17 protein-coding genes and 1 tRNA gene are annotated in these 16981 nt (G+C 68.8%); all 18 read left to right on the forward strand.

The window, feature by feature from the left end; all coding sequences use genetic code 11:
- Window positions 1-10: 10 nt before the first annotated feature.
- The 18 genes from G582_RS0106005 (at window position 11) to G582_RS17870 (ending at window position 16390) form a co-directional block, all read left to right on the forward strand.
- Window positions 11-1051, forward strand: a complete 1041-nt coding sequence (locus G582_RS0106005) for an aspartate-semialdehyde dehydrogenase (RefSeq protein WP_038053100.1) — start codon at window positions 11-13, stop codon at window positions 1049-1051.
- A 33-nt stretch (window positions 1052-1084) separates the two neighbouring features.
- Window positions 1085-3199, forward strand: a complete 2115-nt coding sequence (locus G582_RS0106010) for a type IV pilus assembly protein FimV (protein WP_156880307.1) — start codon at window positions 1085-1087, stop codon at window positions 3197-3199.
- Window positions 3200-3222: 23 nt separating this feature from the next.
- Window positions 3223-4017 carry a tRNA pseudouridine(38-40) synthase TruA gene (gene truA / locus G582_RS0106015; protein ID WP_028839066.1) on the forward strand — a complete coding sequence of 265 codons (795 nt, stop codon included), beginning with the start codon at window positions 3223-3225 and terminating at the stop codon, window positions 4015-4017.
- A gap of 3 nt (window positions 4018-4020) precedes the next feature.
- Complete coding sequence (locus tag G582_RS0106020; protein ID WP_028839067.1) at window positions 4021-4677, forward strand: phosphoribosylanthranilate isomerase; 657 nt, start codon at window positions 4021-4023, stop codon at window positions 4675-4677.
- 209 nt (window positions 4678-4886) lie between these two features.
- A complete protein-coding gene (trpB, locus tag G582_RS0106025; protein WP_038053146.1) occupies window positions 4887-6125 on the forward strand; it encodes a tryptophan synthase subunit beta in 1239 nt (412 codons plus the stop codon).
- 156 nt (window positions 6126-6281) lie between these two features.
- Window positions 6282-6698 carry a DUF3144 domain-containing protein gene (locus G582_RS0106030; RefSeq protein WP_028839069.1) on the forward strand — a complete coding sequence of 139 codons (417 nt, stop codon included), beginning with the start codon at window positions 6282-6284 and terminating at the stop codon, window positions 6696-6698.
- A complete protein-coding gene (trpA, locus tag G582_RS0106035; RefSeq protein WP_028839070.1) occupies window positions 6695-7510 on the forward strand; it encodes a tryptophan synthase subunit alpha in 816 nt (271 codons plus the stop codon). The genes G582_RS0106030 and trpA overlap by 4 nt, the downstream gene beginning before the upstream one ends.
- A gap of 85 nt (window positions 7511-7595) precedes the next feature.
- On the forward strand, window positions 7596-8486 hold the full coding sequence (gene accD, locus G582_RS0106040) for an acetyl-CoA carboxylase, carboxyltransferase subunit beta (protein WP_028839071.1): 891 nt from the start codon (window positions 7596-7598) through the stop codon (window positions 8484-8486).
- The gene (gene glmM, locus G582_RS0106045) at window positions 8483-9841 is read left to right on the forward strand and encodes a phosphoglucosamine mutase (protein ID WP_028839072.1); all 1359 of its coding nucleotides are present in this window, start codon (window positions 8483-8485) and stop codon (window positions 9839-9841) included. Before accD ends, glmM begins: the two co-directional genes overlap by 4 nt.
- 43 nt (window positions 9842-9884) lie before the next feature.
- Window positions 9885-10838, forward strand: a complete 954-nt coding sequence (locus tag G582_RS0106050; protein ID WP_028839073.1) for an isopenicillin N synthase family dioxygenase — start codon at window positions 9885-9887, stop codon at window positions 10836-10838.
- A gap of 10 nt (window positions 10839-10848) precedes the next feature.
- Window positions 10849-11595, forward strand: coding sequence for a triose-phosphate isomerase (gene tpiA / locus G582_RS0106055; protein WP_028839074.1), 747 nt, complete (start codon window positions 10849-10851; stop codon window positions 11593-11595).
- A gap of 21 nt (window positions 11596-11616) precedes the next feature.
- Window positions 11617-12018, forward strand: a complete 402-nt coding sequence (secG, locus tag G582_RS0106060; RefSeq protein ID WP_028839075.1) for a preprotein translocase subunit SecG — start codon at window positions 11617-11619, stop codon at window positions 12016-12018.
- A gap of 56 nt (window positions 12019-12074) precedes the next feature.
- Window positions 12075-12159, forward strand: a tRNA-Leu gene (locus G582_RS0106065).
- 172 nt (window positions 12160-12331) lie between these two features.
- Window positions 12332-13546 (forward strand): tyrosine-type recombinase/integrase, encoded by a 1215-nt coding sequence (locus G582_RS0106070; RefSeq protein ID WP_028839076.1) that lies wholly within the window; start codon window positions 12332-12334, stop codon window positions 13544-13546.
- A 467-nt stretch (window positions 13547-14013) separates the two neighbouring features.
- Window positions 14014-14235 carry a helix-turn-helix transcriptional regulator gene (locus G582_RS17865; RefSeq protein ID WP_156880309.1) on the forward strand — a complete coding sequence of 74 codons (222 nt, stop codon included), beginning with the start codon at window positions 14014-14016 and terminating at the stop codon, window positions 14233-14235.
- Between the two features lie 12 nt (window positions 14236-14247).
- Window positions 14248-14541, forward strand: a complete 294-nt coding sequence (locus tag G582_RS0106080; RefSeq protein WP_083961015.1) for a helix-turn-helix transcriptional regulator — start codon at window positions 14248-14250, stop codon at window positions 14539-14541.
- Between the two features lie 576 nt (window positions 14542-15117).
- Window positions 15118-15519: a helix-turn-helix domain-containing protein gene (locus G582_RS0106090; protein WP_028839078.1), complete on the forward strand. Its 402-nt coding sequence runs from the start codon at window positions 15118-15120 to the stop codon at window positions 15517-15519.
- Between the two features lie 247 nt (window positions 15520-15766).
- Window positions 15767-16390, forward strand: a complete 624-nt coding sequence (locus G582_RS17870; protein ID WP_156880311.1) for an HGGxSTG domain-containing protein — start codon at window positions 15767-15769, stop codon at window positions 16388-16390.
- The last annotated feature ends 591 nt before the right edge of the window (window positions 16391-16981 follow it).

A 16981-nucleotide genomic window follows, 5' to 3' on the forward strand; every position in this document is an offset into this window, starting at 1 on the left:
GAGGCAACAGATGAGCAAGCAATACAAGGTGGCTGTGGTCGGCGCGACCGGCGCGGTCGGCGAGACGATGCTGTCGATCCTGGCCGAGCGCGATTTCCCGGTCGGCGAACTGGTGGCGCTGGCCAGCGAGCGCTCGGCCGGCGGCAAGGTCGAGTTCGGCGACGAAGAGCTGGTGGTGCAGGATCTGGCGACGTTCGACCCCTCGGGCGTCGACATCGCGCTGTTCTCCGCCGGTGGCTCGGTGTCGAAGGAGTACGCGCCGAAGTTCGCCGCCGCCGGCGCGGTGGTGATCGACAACTCCTCGACCTTCCGCTACGACGACGACGTGCCGCTGGTGGTCAGCGAGGTGAACCCGGAGCAGGTGCGCAACCGCCCACGCGGCATCATCGCCAATCCCAACTGCTCCACCATGCAGCTGATGCCGGTGCTGGCGCCGATCCACAAGCTGTACGGCATCGAGCGCGTCAACGTTGCCACCTACCAGTCGGTCTCCGGCGGTGGCCGCAGCGCGATGGAGGAGCTGGGCCGGCAGACCGCGGCGCTGCTCAGTTTCCAGGACCCGGCGCCGTCGAAGTTCCCGGTGCAGATCGCCTTCAACCTGATCCCGCACATCGACGAGTTCCAGCCCAACGGCTACACCAAGGAAGAGATGAAGCTGGTGTGGGAGACGCAGAAGATCCTCGGCGATGCGTCCATCCAGGTGAACCCCACCGCGGTGCGGGTGCCGGTGTTCTTCGGCCATTCCGAAGCGGTGAACATCGAGACGAAGAAGAAGATCACCGCGGACGAAGCGCGCGCGCTGCTGCGCGAAGCGCCCGGCGTGGAAGTGGTGGACGAGCACAAGGCCGGCGGCTATCCGACGCCGGTGACCCATGCTTCGGGCAAGGATCCTGTCTTCGTCGGCCGCATCCGCGAGGACTTTTCGCATCCGCGCGGGCTGAACCTGTGGGTGGTGGCCGACAACATCCGCAAGGGCGCGGCCCTCAACGCGGTGCAGATCGCCGAGCTGCTGGTGGCAGAAGGCTTGCCGCCGAAGCCCGCGCGCAGCTAGAGTCACCACGCCTGGGCGGGGGATGGAGCACACGTGATCGGAACATTGCGAACGGCGGTGGCAGCCGCGCTGCTGCTGGCGGCGGGGAATGCGTGGGCGCTCGGCCTGGGCCAGATCCAGGTCAAGAGCAAGCGCAACCAGCCGCTGCTTGCGGAAATCCCCATCGTCTCCACCACCCCCGGTGAGCTGGCGGCGCTGCAGGCGCGGCTGGCTTCGCCGGAGACCTTCCGCCGGGTCGGCCTGGCGCCGCCCAGCGGTGTCGCCGCCGACCTCCAGTTCAGTCTCGGCAGCGATGCCAAGGGGCGGCCGGTCATCCGCGTGACCACGATCCGGCCGATCGAACAGCCGGTGCTGAGTTTCCTGATCGAGGTGGATTGGGGCGCAGGCCGGCTGGTGCGCGAGTACTCGGCGCTGATGGACGCCCCCAATACCGCCGGCGCGGTGCTGCCGCCGCAGGTCAGCGTGCCGCAAACCCCGGTGCCGGCGCTGGTGCAGCGCCCGCAGCCGGTGGCGGTCGCTTCGGCGCCGCTGGCGCCTGCGCCGGTTGCCGCCACCAACCGGCCGTCGCCTGCACCCGCGCCTGCGCCTGCGCGGATGCCGGTGGAAGCGCCAGCGCCTTCGGGCGCGGTGCCGGTGTCGCAGCCGGACCGGGCCGCGCCGGTTGCGGCGGCGCCAATCTCCGCGTTCGAACCCGAGCCGGCTGCAGCTTCCATGCAGTACGGCCCGATCAAGCCCGGCGAATCGCTGTCGAAGATCGCCAGCGGCATGGATCTGCGCCGCAGTTTCAGCCTCGAGCAAACCATGCTGGCGCTGCTGCAGGCCAACCCCGACGCCTTCCTGGGCGATGACGTCAACCGCCTGCGCAGCGGCGCGGTACTGCGGGTGCCCAGCCGCGAAGACGTGGCGAAGATCAGCGCCGAGGAAGCCGCGCAGGTGGTGCGCCAGCAGGCCCGCCAGTGGCGGCAGGCGCGGCGCGCGGTGCGCCAGCCCGACGCCGCGTCGGCTGCGAATGCCGCCAGCGCTCCTGCGGCGAGCAAACCGGCGATGCCGAAACCGGCGCCGGCTGCGAACGAGAAAACACCCGCGGTCAAGCCCGCGGCGGTGGCTGCAGCGCCCAAGCCGGCCCCGGCGGCAGCGCCGCGGCGGGAAGACGCGCGCCTGCAGATCGTGCCGCCAACGGCACCGGGCAAGGCCACGGGCAACAAATCCGGCACCAGCGCCGGTGGCGAGGGCAGCATGCTGCAACAGGAATTGCGTCAGCGCGACGAGGACATCGCGGCCAAGTCGGCCGAGATCGGCGAGTTGAAGGAGCGTTTGGCGGATCTGGAAAAGCTCAAGGACGAACAGCAGAAGCTGCTGTCGCTGAAGGACAGCGAGCTGGCCGCCGCGCAGGCGCGACTGGCCGCGAGCAACCAGGCGGCACAGGCCAAGGCCGCAGCGGTCGCCACCAAGGCCGGCACCGAGCAGGCCGCGCCCGCCGAGGTCGCTGACAAGGGCGCGATGATGCCCTGGCTGTGGGGTGGCCTGGGCGTGGTTGTGCTGGCGCTGCTGGCGTGGCTGGTGGCCGGCCGCCGCAAGCAGGCCCCGGCGCCGCGGCGCAGCGTGTTCGACAGTGAGGCGCTGGCCGCCGGCATGGCCGCGCCCACGCTGCATCAGGTGGAGCCGGTGCAGCAGGACGTGGGCGAGGAAATCCAGCTGGACGATGCACGCGACGCTGCCGATGCGGCAGCGCCCATCGACGCATCCCCGGCAGCCGAACCCAAGGCCCACGCCGAGGCGACCATCGACATGTCGCGCGTTGTGCCTCAGGCAGAGGCGGAGACGCCCGCCTGGCATTCGAGCTGGATGAAGGTCGAGCCGGCAGCGCCGGTCGCGCCGTCGGCACAGTTGGTCGCTGAGCAGGAAGCGCCAGTGGAAGTCGCCACCGACGTTGCCGTCGCAGAGGTGCAGCTGGCGGAAGACGATCTGCCCAACCTGGCGGCCGTGCCCGCGCAGGCCAGCCCCGAGCAGCGCTTCAAGCTGGCGCGCGCCTTCCTCGACGTGGGCGACGAGTTCTCCGCCCAGCAGCTGCTGCTGGAGCTGCTCGACCACGAGGACGAAGCGGTCAGCGACGAAGCCGCGCGCATGCTCAGCAAGCTGGTGGGCTGAGGCGCGCCGGCGAGAGCGAAGCGATGCGGCTGGCACTCGGGGTCGAATACGACGGCGGCGGCTTTTCCGGCTGGCAGCGGCTGAGCCCGGCCGGCGCGCTGGAGGCTGACGGCAGCCTGCAGACCGCGCTGGAGATGGCGCTGTCGAAGGTGGCCGCGGCGCCCATCGACACGGTCTGCTCCGGCCGCACCGATGCCGGCGTGCACGCGCGCTGCCAGGTGGTGCATTTCGATACCGAGGCCGCCCGCGACGCGCGCGGCTGGATCCTGGGCACCACCGCCAACCTGCCGCCGACCATGGCGGTGCGGTGGTGCGTGCCGGTGGCCGATGACTTCAATGCGCGCTTCTCGGCGCGCGCGCGCCGCTACCGCTACCGGATACTCAACCGCAGCGCGAGGCCGGGTTTGGAGCGGCAGTACCTGGGCTGGGAGCGCATGCCGCTCGACGCCGCGGCGATGCACGAAGCCGCGCAGGCGCTGCCGGGCGAGCGCGATTTTTCCGCCTTCCGCAGCGCGCAGTGCCAGGCCACCCATGCGCGCCGCAACCTGCAGCAGATTTCCGTCACCCGCACCGGCGACGAGGTGGTGGTGGAAGTGCAGGCCAATGCGTTCCTGCATCACATGGTGCGCAACATCGTCGGCTCGCTGCTGGTGGTGGGGCGTGGCGAGCGGCCGGTGGCGTGGATCGCCGAGTTGCTGGAGGGGCGCGACCGCACCGTCGCCGGCCCCACCGCGCCGTCGGCCGGGCTGCTGTTCCTCGGGCCAAAATATCCGCCGCACTGGAACCTGCCGGCCGAAGCCTGCGGGGAGTTCGAGTAGGCCATGGCCGGATCGCACATCCGCACCCGCATCAAGTTCTGCGGCCTGACCCGGCCCGGCGACGCGCGCCTGGCCTGCGAGCTGGGCGTGGACGCGGTGGGGGTGATCTTCGCCGCGCGCAGCCGGCGCCGGGTGGCGCCGGCGCGGGCGGCAGCGGTGCGCGCGGCGCTGTCCCCGCTGGTCACGCTGGTGGCGCTGTTCATGGACAACGACGAGCGCGAGGTGCGCGCGGCGATCGAGGAGGCGCGGCCGACCCTGCTGCAGTTCCACGGCAGCGAGGACGATGCCTTCTGCCGCCGTTTCGGGCTGCCCTACCTCAAGGGGCTGGGCCTGGGCGGCGCCCGCGTGGAGGCGGGCACGCTGCGCGCGCGCTGGCCGCACGCGGCCGGCTTCGTTCTGGATGGCCACGCGCCGGGCGCGCCCGGTGGCAGCGGGCAGCGGCTGGCGGCGGCGGACATCCCGCCCGACCTGGACCGGCCGTGGCTGCTGGCCGGCGGCCTGGACCCGGACAATGTCGGCGACGCCGTGCGCGCCGTGCGCCCCTGGGGCGTGGACGTGGCTGGCGGCATCGAACTGTCCCCGGGGATCAAGGACGGCCTGCGCATGCGCCGGTTCGTGGAGGCCGTGCGTGCGGCCGACGCGGACGCGACGGCGCCATGATCGGGTAGGCTATGGCCACGCCATGAAGACTTCCAACCGCCCCCGCGCACCCTTCGGCCGCTCGCTGCGGCGATGGCGGCGCGTGCCCGCGGCGGCGGTGAGATAAGGCCGCGCTTGCCTTGCGCGCCCCTCCGTCGGGCGCACGCCATTCGTTTCGACCTGCGCCAGCGGTGACTCGCCGCGCGCGTTCCGACACCGGAGACTTCAGCGTGACCACTTCCAGCCCCCAGGCCGCGTCCGCCGCGCCCATCGATTTCCACGCCTGGCCCGATGCCAACGGCCACTTCGGCCGCCACGGCGGCCGCTTCGTCGCCGAGACCCTGATGGGCCCGCTGCAGGAACTGGCCGATGCCTACGACGCCGCGCGCGTCGATCCGTCCTTCATCGCCGCCTTCTACAAGGACCTGGCGCACTACGTCGGCCGCCCCAGCCCGATCTACCACGCCGAGCGCCTGAGCCGCGAGGTGGGCGGCGCGCAGATCCTGCTCAAGCGCGAGGACCTGAACCACACCGGCGCGCACAAGATCAACAACACCATCGGCCAGGCGCTGCTGGCGTCGCGGATGGGCAAGACCCGCATCATCGCGGAGACCGGCGCCGGCCAGCACGGCGTCGCCAGCGCCACCGTGGCCACGCGGCTGGGCCTGGAGTGCGTGGTCTACATGGGCGCCACCGACATCGAGCGCCAGAAGATCAATGTGTACCGGATGAAGCTGCTGGGCGCGACGGTGGTGCCGGTGACCTCCGGCTCGGCGACGCTGAAGGACGCGCTGAACGAGGCGATGCGCGACTGGGTGACCAACGTGCGCGACACCTTCTACATCATCGGCACCGTGGCCGGCCCCGACCCGTACCCGCGCATGGTGCGCGACTTCAACGCCGTGGTCGGCCGCGAGGCGCGCGCGCAGATGCTGGCCGAATACGGCCGGCTGCCGGATGCCATCACCGCCTGCGTGGGTGGCGGCAGTAACGCCATCGGGCTGTTCCACGCCTTCCTCAACGACCCGGGCGTGCGCATCGTCGGTGCGGAAGCGGCGGGCGAGGGCATCGACACCGGGCGCCACGCGGCGTCGCTGGCGGCGGGCCGGGTCGGCGTGCTGCACGGCAACCGCACCTACGTGATCTGCGACGACGACGGCCAGATCACCGAAACCCATTCGATCTCCGCCGGTCTGGACTATCCCGGCGTCGGCCCGGAGCACGCTTTCCTGAAGGACATGGGCCGAGCCGAGTACCTGGGCGTGACCGACGAGGAGGCGCTGGCCGCTTTCCACCGCCTGACCCGTACCGAAGGCATCCTGCCTGCGCTGGAATCCAGCCACGCGGTGGCGCAGGCGATCAAGCTGGCGCGCGAGCTGCCCAGCGACAAGCTGGTGCTGTGCAACCTGTCCGGCCGCGGCGACAAGGACGTGCATACCATCGCCGCCCGCGAGGGGCTCTCGCTCTAGCCGCCGGCCGGCCTTGCCGCGGTGGACCATACGCCGCGGCACGGGCCGCCGGGACAGGTTGCCCACTTCCGCGTCATTTGACCGGATTTGGCCTGTGGCCCTGTTTCGGCGAGAATGCCCGGTTCCACTTCATCCCAACTATCCAGGAGTCCGGCCATGGCCGAAGAAATCGCTCAGCAAGAGCAGCAGGCCCAGCCCGCGGCCGAACAGCAGAACGGCACCCAGTTCCCGCCGCAGTTCTTCGACTGCGTCAACGAGTACCTCGAGCTGACCAACAAGCAGGCGCAGAAGTACGGCGAAAAGAACATCAGCCTGGCCGCGCTGTTCGCCAGCGCGCGCTTCAACTCGCACGTGTTCCTGGCCAACGTCAAGCCGATCGCCGCCGCCGAAGAGCGCACCGCATTCCTCGACTACATGAGCACCATGTACCGCCGCATGCTCAACGAACATATCGACGGCATCGGCGAAGAGCGCGGCATCGACGTCGGTGATTCCGAGCTGGCCGACGAGTACAAGGCTGCCGGTGTCAAGATCGGCCGTCTCAAGGACGCGCCGGCTGCGGCCAACGAATGATCCGTCTGCAACAACGGCTGGACGCGCTGCGTTCGGCCGGGCGCAAGGGCCTGGTGCCGTTCATCACCGCTGGCGATCCGTCGCTGGCGGCGACGGTGCCGGTCATGCACGCGCTGGCCCAGGCCGGCGCGGACGTGATCGAACTCGGCGTGCCGTTCTCCGACCCGATGGCCGACGGCCCGGTGATCCAGCGCAGTTCCGAGCGCGCGCTTGCGCGCGGGGCGGGGCTTGCCTGGGTGCTGGACTGCGTGCGCGCGTTCCGCGCGCAAGATGCGGCCACGCCGGTGGTGCTGATGGGCTATCTGAATCCGGTCGAGATCCGCGGTGCGGCGGCGTTCGCCGCCGATGCGGCGGCGGCCGGCGTGGACGGCATGCTGCTGGTCGACCTGCCGCCGGAAGAAGCCGAGGAATACCGCGCCGCATTCGCCCACAAAGGGCTGGCGCTGATCTCGCTGGCCTCGCCGACCACGCCGCATGCCCGCCTGCAGCGGCTGTGCGAACAGGCCGACGGTTATCTGTATTACGTCAGCTACGCCGGCGTCACCGGTGCTGCGCACCTGGACGTGAGCGATGCGGGCCGCCACCTGGCGGAGGTGCGGGCGATGGCGAAGGCACCGGTGTTCGCCGGTTTCGGCATCCGCGATGCCGCCAGTGCGGCATCGATGGCGATGCATGCCGACGGCGTGGTGGTGGGCAGTGCGCTGGTGTCGGCGATGGATGCCGCTGCCGACGAGGCGGATGCCGCCGCGCGCGCGGACGCATTCCTGCGCCCCCTGCGCGAGGCGCTGGACGGGCTGGCCGTTCCGGCCTGAGTAGTAGACTGGGCGCCATCCGGGCCGCGGCCGGGATGGGAGTGGGCAATCGTGCGCGCGACGCAACCTGCGGTGATCGAAACGAATGAGCTGGCTTAAGAAACTGATGCCGGGCACCGGCATCCGCACCGACGCGGGCAGCGAGCGCAAGCGCAGCGTGCCCGAAGGCCTGTGGGAAAAGTGCGAGCGCTGCGGCTCGGTGCTGTACCGGCCCGAACTCGAAGAGAACCTCGAGGTCTGCCCGAAGTGCGCTTTCCACATGCCGATCCGCGCCCGCGCGCGGCTGGTGGCGCTGCTGGACGATGGCGCGACGCGCGAGATCGGCGCCGAGCTGGGCCCGACCGACGTGCTCAAGTTCAAGGACCAGAAGAAATATTCCGACCGCATCAAGGCCGCGCAGAAATCCACCGGCGAACGCGATGCGCTGGTTGCGCTGGAAGGCAAGCTGGCCGGGCATGACCTGGTCGCCGCCTCGTTCGACTTCGCCTTCATGGGCGGCTCGATGGGCTCGGTGGTGGGCGAGCGCTTCACCCTGGCCGCCGAACGCGCGCTGGAACTGCGCTGCCCGTTCGTGTGCTTCTCCGCCAGCGGCGGCGCGCGCATGCAGGAGAGCCTGTTCTCGCTGATGCAGATGGCCAAGACCTCCGCTGCGCTGGGCCGGCTGCGTGCAGCCGGGTTGCCTTATATCTCCGTGTTGACCCATCCCACCACCGGCGGCGTGTCGGCCAGCTTCGCGATGCTGGGCGATCTGAATATCGCCGAACCGGGCGCCCTGATCGGTTTCGCCGGGCAGCGGGTGATCGAGCAGACCGTCCGCGAGAAGCTGCCGGAAGGCTTCCAGCGCAGCGAGTTCCTGCTCCAGCACGGCACCGTGGACCAGATCGTCGACCGCCGGGAGATGCGCGAGCGGCTGGCGCACCTGCTGGCGATGCTGATGAAGCGTGCGGCCCCGGCCGGCGGCGCGGAGGCGGCGTGAGCGCGCGCAGGTATTTCGGCACCGACGGCATCCGCGGCCGGGTCGGCGAAGGCCCGATCTCGGCCGACTTCGTGCTGCGCTTGGGCAATGCCTACGGCCATGCGCTGGTGGCCGCCGCGCGCGACCGCCAGGAATGGCGCAAGCCGATGGTGGTGATCGGCAAGGACACGCGCATTTCCAACTACATGTTCGAGGCGGCGCTGGAAGCCGGGCTGGTGGCGGCCGGCGTGGACGTGCAGCTGATGGGGCCGATGCCGACCCCGGCGGTGGCCCACCTGACCCATTCGATGCGCGCCGACGGCGGCATCGTGATTTCCGCCTCGCACAATCCGCACCACGACAACGGCATCAAATTCTTCTCCGCGCAGGGCGAAAAGCTGGACGATGCCACCGAGCTGGCGATCGAGGCCGCGCTGGACGCGCCGTTCGCAACCGTGCCTTCGGAAAAGCTGGGCAAGGCGGTGCGCACCCGCGACACCATCGGCCGCTACGTCGAGGCCTGCAAGAATTCGGTGCCCAAGGGTTTCCACCTCGGCGGCATGCGCATCGTGGTGGACTGCGCCAATGGCGCCACCTACCAGTTGGCGCCATTGGTGCTGCGCGAACTGGAAGCGCGCGTGGACGCCATCGGCATCGACCCCAACGGCGTCAACATCAACGAAGGCGTGGGCTCCACCCATCCCGAGGCGCTGGCCGCGCGGGTGCGCGAGAGCGGCGCCGAGCTGGGCATCGCCTTCGATGGCGACGGCGACCGGGTACTGTTCGTCGATGCGCAGGGCCGCGTCTGCGACGGCGACGACCTGCTCTACGTACTGGCCTGCGACTGGCAGGAAAGCGGCCGCCTGCGCGGCCCGGTGGTCGGCACGCTGATGACCAACTTCGGTTTCGAACAGGCGCTGGCCGCGCGCGGGATCGCGTTCGTGCGCGCCAAGGTCGGCGACCGCTACGTCCACCAGCAGCTGCTGGCCCACGACGGCGTGCTGGGCGGCGAAGCCAGCGGACACATCCTGTGCCTGGATCGCGCCGGTACCGGCGATGGCATCGTCAGCGCGCTGCAGGTGCTGGAAGTGCTGCAGCGCCGCGGCATCGGCCTGGCCGATGCGCTGAAGGACCTGCGCAAGGTGCCGCAGAAGACCGTCAACGTGCGCTTTGCAACCGGCAGCAAGCCGGCCGAAGCGGCCAGCGTGCAGGCCGCGTTGGTGCAGGCGCAGCGCGCAGTCGAAGGCCGCGGCCGTGCCTTCCTGCGCCCGTCCGGCACCGAGCCGGTGGTGCGGGTGACGGTGGAAGCCGACGATGCCGCGCTGGTCGAATCCACCCTGTCCGCGCTGGCCGACGCCGTGCGCGCCGCTGCCTGATCCAGACGCCGTGACTCCCGCGCCTGCGGGAAGGAAAAACGCCATGACTTCGCAGATTCCCAGCTTCGACATTCGCCGTTTTACCCACCCCGCCAGCCCGGACGACCGCCAGGCCTTCGTGGATGAACTCGGCGCGGCCTACCGCGAATGGGGCTTTGCCGGCATCCGCAACCACGGCATCCCGCAGGCGCAGATCGACGAGGCCTACGCCACCTTCAAGGCGTTCTTCGCGCTGCCGGAAGAGGTGAAGAAGCGCTACCACGTGGCGGGCGGCGGCGGTGCGCGCGGCTATACGCCGTTCGGCGTGGAGACTGCGAAGGGCTCCAAGCACTTCGACCTGAAGGAGTTCTGGCACATCGGCCGCGAGATCGCGCGCGACTCGAAGTACGCCGCCGACATGGCGGAAAATCAGTGGCCGGCGGAGATTCCAGAATTCAAGCGGGTCGGCTACGGGTTGTACCAGTCGCTGGATGCGCTGGGCTCGCAGGTGCTGTCGGCGCTGGCGCTGCACATCGGCCTGGCGGAGAACTATTTCGCCGACAAGACCGACTCGGGCAACTCGATCCTGCGTCCGATCCACTACCCGCCGATCACCACCGACGACATTCCCAACGTGCGCGCCGGCGCACACGAGGACATCAACCTGATCACCCTGCTGGTGGGCGCCAGCGCGGAAGGACTGGAAGTGCTGTCGCGCAAGGGCGAGTGGGTGCCGTTCACGGCGAATGCCGACACCATCGTGGTCAACATCGGCGACATGCTGCAGCGCCTGACCAATCACGTGTATCCGTCCACTACCCACCGTGTGGTCAACCCGCCGGGCGAGAAGGCGCGCCAGCCACGCTATTCCACCCCGTTCTTCCTGCACCCGAACCCGGATTTCCTGATCGACGTGCTGCCGTCCTGCATCACCCCGGACAATCCCAGCCGCTATCCGGAGCCGATTACCGCGGAAGGCTACCTGCAGGAACGCCTGCGCGAAATCAAGCTGAAGTAAGGAGCGTCACATGCGTCGCAAACTCGTCGCCGGCAACTGGAAGCTGCAGGGCAGCCGCGAATTCGCCCATGCACTGGTCACCGACATCGTGGATGCAGGCGTCGCCGGGGTGGAATTGGTGTTGCTGCCGCCGTACCCGTACCTGGGCGAGCTGGTGGCGAAGTTCGACGGCAATGGTGTGGCCTTCGGCGCGCAGGACGTGAGCGCGCACGACAAAGGCGCCTACACCGGCGAAGTAGCGGCGGCGATGCTGGCCGATGTCGGCGCGCGCTATACCCTGGTGGGTCATTCCGAGCGTCGCCAGTATCACGCCGAAAGCAGCGAACTGGTGGCGCGCAAGTTTGTCGCCGCGCAGGCCGCGGGGCTGGTGCCGGTGCTGTGCGTGGGCGAGAGCCTGGAAGAGCGTGAAGCCGGCCGCACCGAGGAAGTGATCGCCGCGCAGCTGGCGCCGGTACTGGCGCTGGCCGGCGTGGCCGCGTTCGCCAACGCGGTGGTGGCCTACGAGCCGGTGTGGGCGATCGGCACCGGTCGCACCGCCAGCCCGGAGCAGGCGCAGGCCGTGCACGCCTTCATTCGTAGCCAAATCTCCGCGCTCGATGCTAGAATTGCCGATTCCCTGCCCCTGCTGTACGGCGGCAGCGTCAAGCCCGACAACGCGGCCAGCCTGTTCAATCAGGCCGACGTGGACGGCGGACTGATCGGTGGCGCCTCGCTGGCGGCCGCGGACTTCCTGGCCATCGCCCGCGCGGCGGCCTGAACACCCATAGAGAACGCGCAGATGTTGCTGCAATTCATCCAGATCCTGTACGTGCTGGTCGCCATCGCCATCATCGCCTTCGTCCTGCTGCAGCAGGGTTCCGGCGCGCAGGCCGGCTCCGGTTTCGGCGGCGGCGCATCGGCCACCGTGTTCGGCGCGCGCGGCGCGTCCAACTTCCTGAGCAAGAGCACCAAGTGGCTGGCGATCACGTTCTTCGTGATCAGCATGGGCATGGCGATGTACGCCAGCCGGCAGGCCACCCGCCAGGGCCCGGCCAAGGCCGATCTCGGCGTGATGGCGCAGCAGCAGGCACCGGCCCAGCCGGCGGCGCAAGTGCCGACCGCACAGGTTCCGACGGCCGCCGCACAACCGCCGGCAGCGGAGACCCAGCCGGTCCAGCCGGCGCCTGCACCGGGCCAATGACGGTCGGCGAGACACGTTTTAGAATCACGGTTCGCGGTCGCAAGGCCGAAAATTTTGCCCAGGTGGCGGAATTGGTAGACGCACTACCTTGAGGTGGTAGCGATTTAGGTCGTAGGGGTTCGAGTCCCCTCTTGGGCACCAATCCGATGTTTCTGGAAGTTCCAAGCAATCCCAGAAACCTTTTAGAACCCGCCACTTAGGCGGGTTTTTTGTTGCCTAGCGTTCCGGGGCGTCCCATTGCAGCCCGGCCAACGTGGGGGTACCGTTGGGGGTATCGGCCCCCTGCTGGGGGTATCGGGGTGGGGGTATCGGCATGGCGGCGGACACGGGCAAGCTGACAGCGGTGGCGATCAAGGCGGCGAAGCCGGGCAAGCTGGCGGACGGCGGCGGGTTGTTCCTGCTGACCAAAGACAACGGGGCGAAGCTGTGGCGGATGAAGTACCGCCACGCCGGCAAGGAACGGTTGCTGTCCTTTGGGCAGTACCCCGAGGTATCGCTGGCCGAGGCCCGCAGGCGGCGGGATGCAGCGCGCGCCGCGATCCGTGACGGTGGCGACCCTGCGGCGGACAAGCGGGCGAAGCGAGCAGCGGACAAGCTGGAAGCGGCGGACAGTTTCAAGGCGGTGGCGGCGGAATGGCTGGGCAAGCAACGCCACGTGCTGGCCCCCGTGACCGCTACAAAGGCGGAATGGCTGCTGTCCCTTGTCCCCAGCCTAGACCCACTGCCGCTTGCGCAAGTGACCCCCCCGGCGATCCTGTCCGCGCTGCGCAAGATCGAGGGGCAGGGGCACCACGAAACCGCACGCCGGGTGAAGCAACGCATCGGGCAGGTGTTCCGCTATGCCGTGGCGCATGGCAGGGCCGACCGCGACCCGACCGCCGACCTGCGCGGGGCGCTGACCCCTGTGAAATCCAAGCCGCACGCGGCCATTACCGACCCGGCCAAGATAGGCGACCTGCTGCGCGCGCTGGAGGGCTACGCAGGCCAGCCCGTGACGGCGGCGGCGTTGAAGCTGGGGCCGCTGCTATTCGTGCGCCCCGGCGAGCTGCGGCGCATGGAATGGGCCGAGCTAGACCTGGACGCGGCGGAATGGCGCATCCCTGCGGCCAAGATGAAGATGCGGGAGGAACATATCGTGCCGCTGGCATCGCAGGCGGTGGCGATCCTGCGCGACCTGCAACCGCTGACCGGGCGGAGCCGCTACGTGTTCCCCAGCCTGCGGACGGTTGACCGGCCAATGAGCGAAAACACGGTGAACGCGGCGCTGCGGCGGCTTGGCTTCGATGGCGACACCATGACCGGGCACGGCTTCCGGGCGATGGCTTCCACGCGCCTGAATGAGCTTGGCTGGAAGCCCGACGTTATCGAGCGCCAGCTAGCGCACGCCGAACGGAACAAGGTGCGCGCCGTCTACAACCGGGCGCAGTACATGGCCGAACGCCGGAAGATGATGCAGGCGTGGGCCGACTACGTGGACAGCCTGCGCGCGGGCGGCAAGGTGATACCGATCAAGCGCAAGGCGAGCTAGTCGAACAACCGCGCCGGGCCTGAGGGGGTAACTAGGGTGAGTATTTGGAGTGCCCTTTGTGTCGTTTGGACTGCGGCATAACGTCATCATTCCCGCATTCAGTTTCATGCCGGAAGATCACAGATCGCGTGGAACCCGCACTGCTGGTGGGTTTGCGCGAACGCAAGCAATTGCAAGCCAATTTTGGCGTTGACTTGGCCCGATTCTATTCTTACCGTTGGCGCTGAGGCATGTTTAGTAATACCGCTAATGCCTTAGCCGCAAGATGTAGCGGCTCAACCGGGGATGATCCACTAAATACTAAAAGCCCCCGACGCTGGCAGGCGTCGAGGGCCGAAGGTGGAACGTTCCCATCCTGAGTAGTTGATGCCGGAGTGCGGGACACACGCCAGCAGGGCCACGGTATACAAACTGTATCGCGCCTGCAAGCGTCCCGCTTCCGGCCATATCGCCCAAAGGAGGGCTATATGACCGTTGAGACGTTGTTGACCCATCCGCCGGTTCCGGCGGCTCCCGCTTCCCTGCTGACTGAGCGCGATTTGTGCGCCCGCCTGCGGCTGTCGCCTGCCCATGTGCAGGCCATGCGCCGCAAGGGCACCGGGCCGCAGTTTGTCCGCATCGGCAAGGCCGTCCGGTACCCGGAGCCGGCCCTTTCCGAATGGCTCGCTGCGCTGACTGCGCAACGCTGACAAGGGGGCGACATGAACGCGAAAAACGAAAACCCGGCGAAGCCGGGGCGGGCTGCCTTTGCCTGCAATCCGGTCTATGGCGAGCTGGCCGCAACCGCATCCGGCGACCCCCTGACCCTGCTACGCCTGCGCGAAGTCTGCCGGCGCACCGGCAAGAGCCGCAGCGAGGTCTACCGCAGGATCGCGGCGGGTGACTTCCCGCAGCCCGTGAAGCTGGGCGAACGCGCCAGCGCATGGCCCGAGCATGAGGTATCCGCATGGATCGCCGAACGCATCGCAGCGCGCGATGCCGGGAGGGCGGCATGACCTGGCCCAATGAAAACCCCCTGATCCCGGACAGCTTGGCGGCGGACGGGATACAGGGGGCGAGTGCTAAGGCGAGCGGCCCGAGCGATGCGAACGCTACAGGAACGCGCCGGGGCCGGCAATCGGCGGGCGTTCAAGGCGTGACCCTTGCGAGGGTAGCGGTGCAGGGTGCAATGGCCCTGCTAGGCGCGTATGCGCGTCAAACAGACTTCCCGCCGGCTGGCATCGTGGAAGCTGCCGACCTGCTGGACGTGGCGCTGTCCGCGCTGGACGGTGCGCCATGACGGGGCCGACGTTGAAGGGCTGCCGCTGCCAGTGCGCAGCCTGCGGCGATTACTTCGGAAGCGAACGCGCGTTTCACCGGCACCGGGTGGGCGACTATGCCGAGCCCGGGCAATGGCAGGGAACGCGCCGATGCCTGCCCCTGACCTACCTGCTGGCCGCTGGCTGGCAACGCAGCGCGCGAGGTTTCCTGCTGCAACCCGATCCCAGACGTGCCGGGGCTGGCGATGCAGGCCCGCGCGTGACCCTGCCGGCTATGGGGGTACGGGGGGCGATTGCAGGGAGGTTGAACGCATGAGCCGGCGCAAGCGGAGAGGCCCGGCCACGGAAGCGCACGTCCGCCTGTATGCCCACGAAACCCGCAGCCCGGCATGGCAGACGTTGGAACCGGATGCACGCGCGTTGCTTGTCGAGCTTCGCGCGCTGTATCAGCCGTCGCAGGGGAACATCGTTTACCTGTCGATACGCGAGGCCGAGCGCCGGCTCAACATCGGACAGCGGCGGGTGCAACGTGCGTTCGATGCGTTGCTTGCTCGGGGCTGGATCGCGGTGCATGAGCCGGGGGGATTCACCCGCAAGATGCGCCACGCCACGGCCTACAGGCTGGAAAACGAACCGGGCGCGACACCGGGAGCGAAGCCGGCCAAGCCGTACATGCGATGGCAACCGCGCACGTCGGACGAAAAATCACGGTAGTCAATTTGACTACGGTCGGTAGCTGCCACGGCTACCGATGTGGTGAAAAAATGTCCACGGGAGGGGCTTACGGTAGTCGCCACGGCTACCGTCAAGCCGTTTTCCGAGCCGCCACGGTAGTCGCCACGGCTACACAGATATATCTACCATCCCAATGGTGTTTGCTTAGGGGCTGGCGGATCGCACCGCAGACCATCGCGGCCCACGCAAAACGGCTTGCGCCTGCTGGCGGAAGCGCGAGGAAACGATGACCGATTGCCCGACCCCGGAAGAATTGGCCACCGCCGACGGCTACCTGTCCCGCTGCAAACCGCACTTGAACCGGCTGCAACGGGATCGGCGGGCGCGCATGGTGCGGATCGACTACATGCCCGGCAGGGCGGCACTGGCGGCCATCGAGGCCAAGCGGGCGACTCTGCGACCGGGAAGCGTGGCGGCGACCAATAGCGCGATGCTGGACGCCATCGTGACGGAATGGGCGAGGCTGACCGGAATAAAGTGCAGCGAAGTGACGCCGCCCAAGAGTCCGGACAGGGAGCCGGAATTGTGCGGCCAGTACGTGCGGGCGCGTGTGAGTTCGATTGTGGAGCGTTCCGCACGCGCGCAAGAGACCGGCGGAGCGACCGGAATAAATGCACGCATCGCGGGCGTGTGCGCGGGTGCGTATGAGTCCGGCAGGGCTGCCCTGCGCGTTCAGTGCGGAGCCAAGCGCCACCGCGACGGGCAACCTTGCCAAGCCAAGAGCGAGCCGGGCAAGCGCAGGTGCCGATTCCACGGCGGGCGATCCACCGGCCCCAAGACACCGGAAGGCCGGGCGCGGGCGCTGGCGAACCTGCGGCAAAATCGCCTGCTGGCGGAACCGCAAGATTAGGGCAAGGTGCCAACCTGCCGTCGACCATCGCGCGCGGCCCTGACTGAGCGCCGCATTTTGTGACGCTGGAAAAGGCGCGGCCCAGCCGAAGGAGTGCGAAGTAGAGAGCTGCCGGCAGGTTCGCTATCCCTGCGACCCGCGTGCACGTGGATGACCTTTCGGCGTTGCACGTTGCCAGCCCGGACAGGTTGCACCTGAGAACAGGGCGAAACAGTCGGCGGATGCCGTGCGCTGGGGTAGGCATTCCCTGACACTGAGCGTGCCGCGCGAGGGCCGGCGGATTGAAAAAGAATCAAGGCAATCAAAGTGCCGGCGACCGTTTGCCGAACGCGGCCTTGTGCGATTCGTCCATGCGCGCGCTGGAGCTGGCAAGGCGGCTGGGGCTGCTACCCGGAGACAAGACGGGGACGCGCGCGCGCGAGGGGGGCGGCTCTGAAGTCTGGCCGATCCATTGGCCACCGCGCCCGTCACTTGCTTCCGCTTAATCCGTAACTTTTTCGGATGCTGCCCCAGCGGCGGCGACCTGTGCCGGGGTTGGGTTATCGGCTGGGACGCCCACGCGCGTGGCCCTATGACGCTACCCGACGGATG

This window comes from Thermomonas fusca DSM 15424, assembly GCF_000423885.1.
Taxonomy (GTDB): Bacteria; Pseudomonadota; Gammaproteobacteria; order Xanthomonadales; family Xanthomonadaceae; genus Thermomonas; species Thermomonas fusca.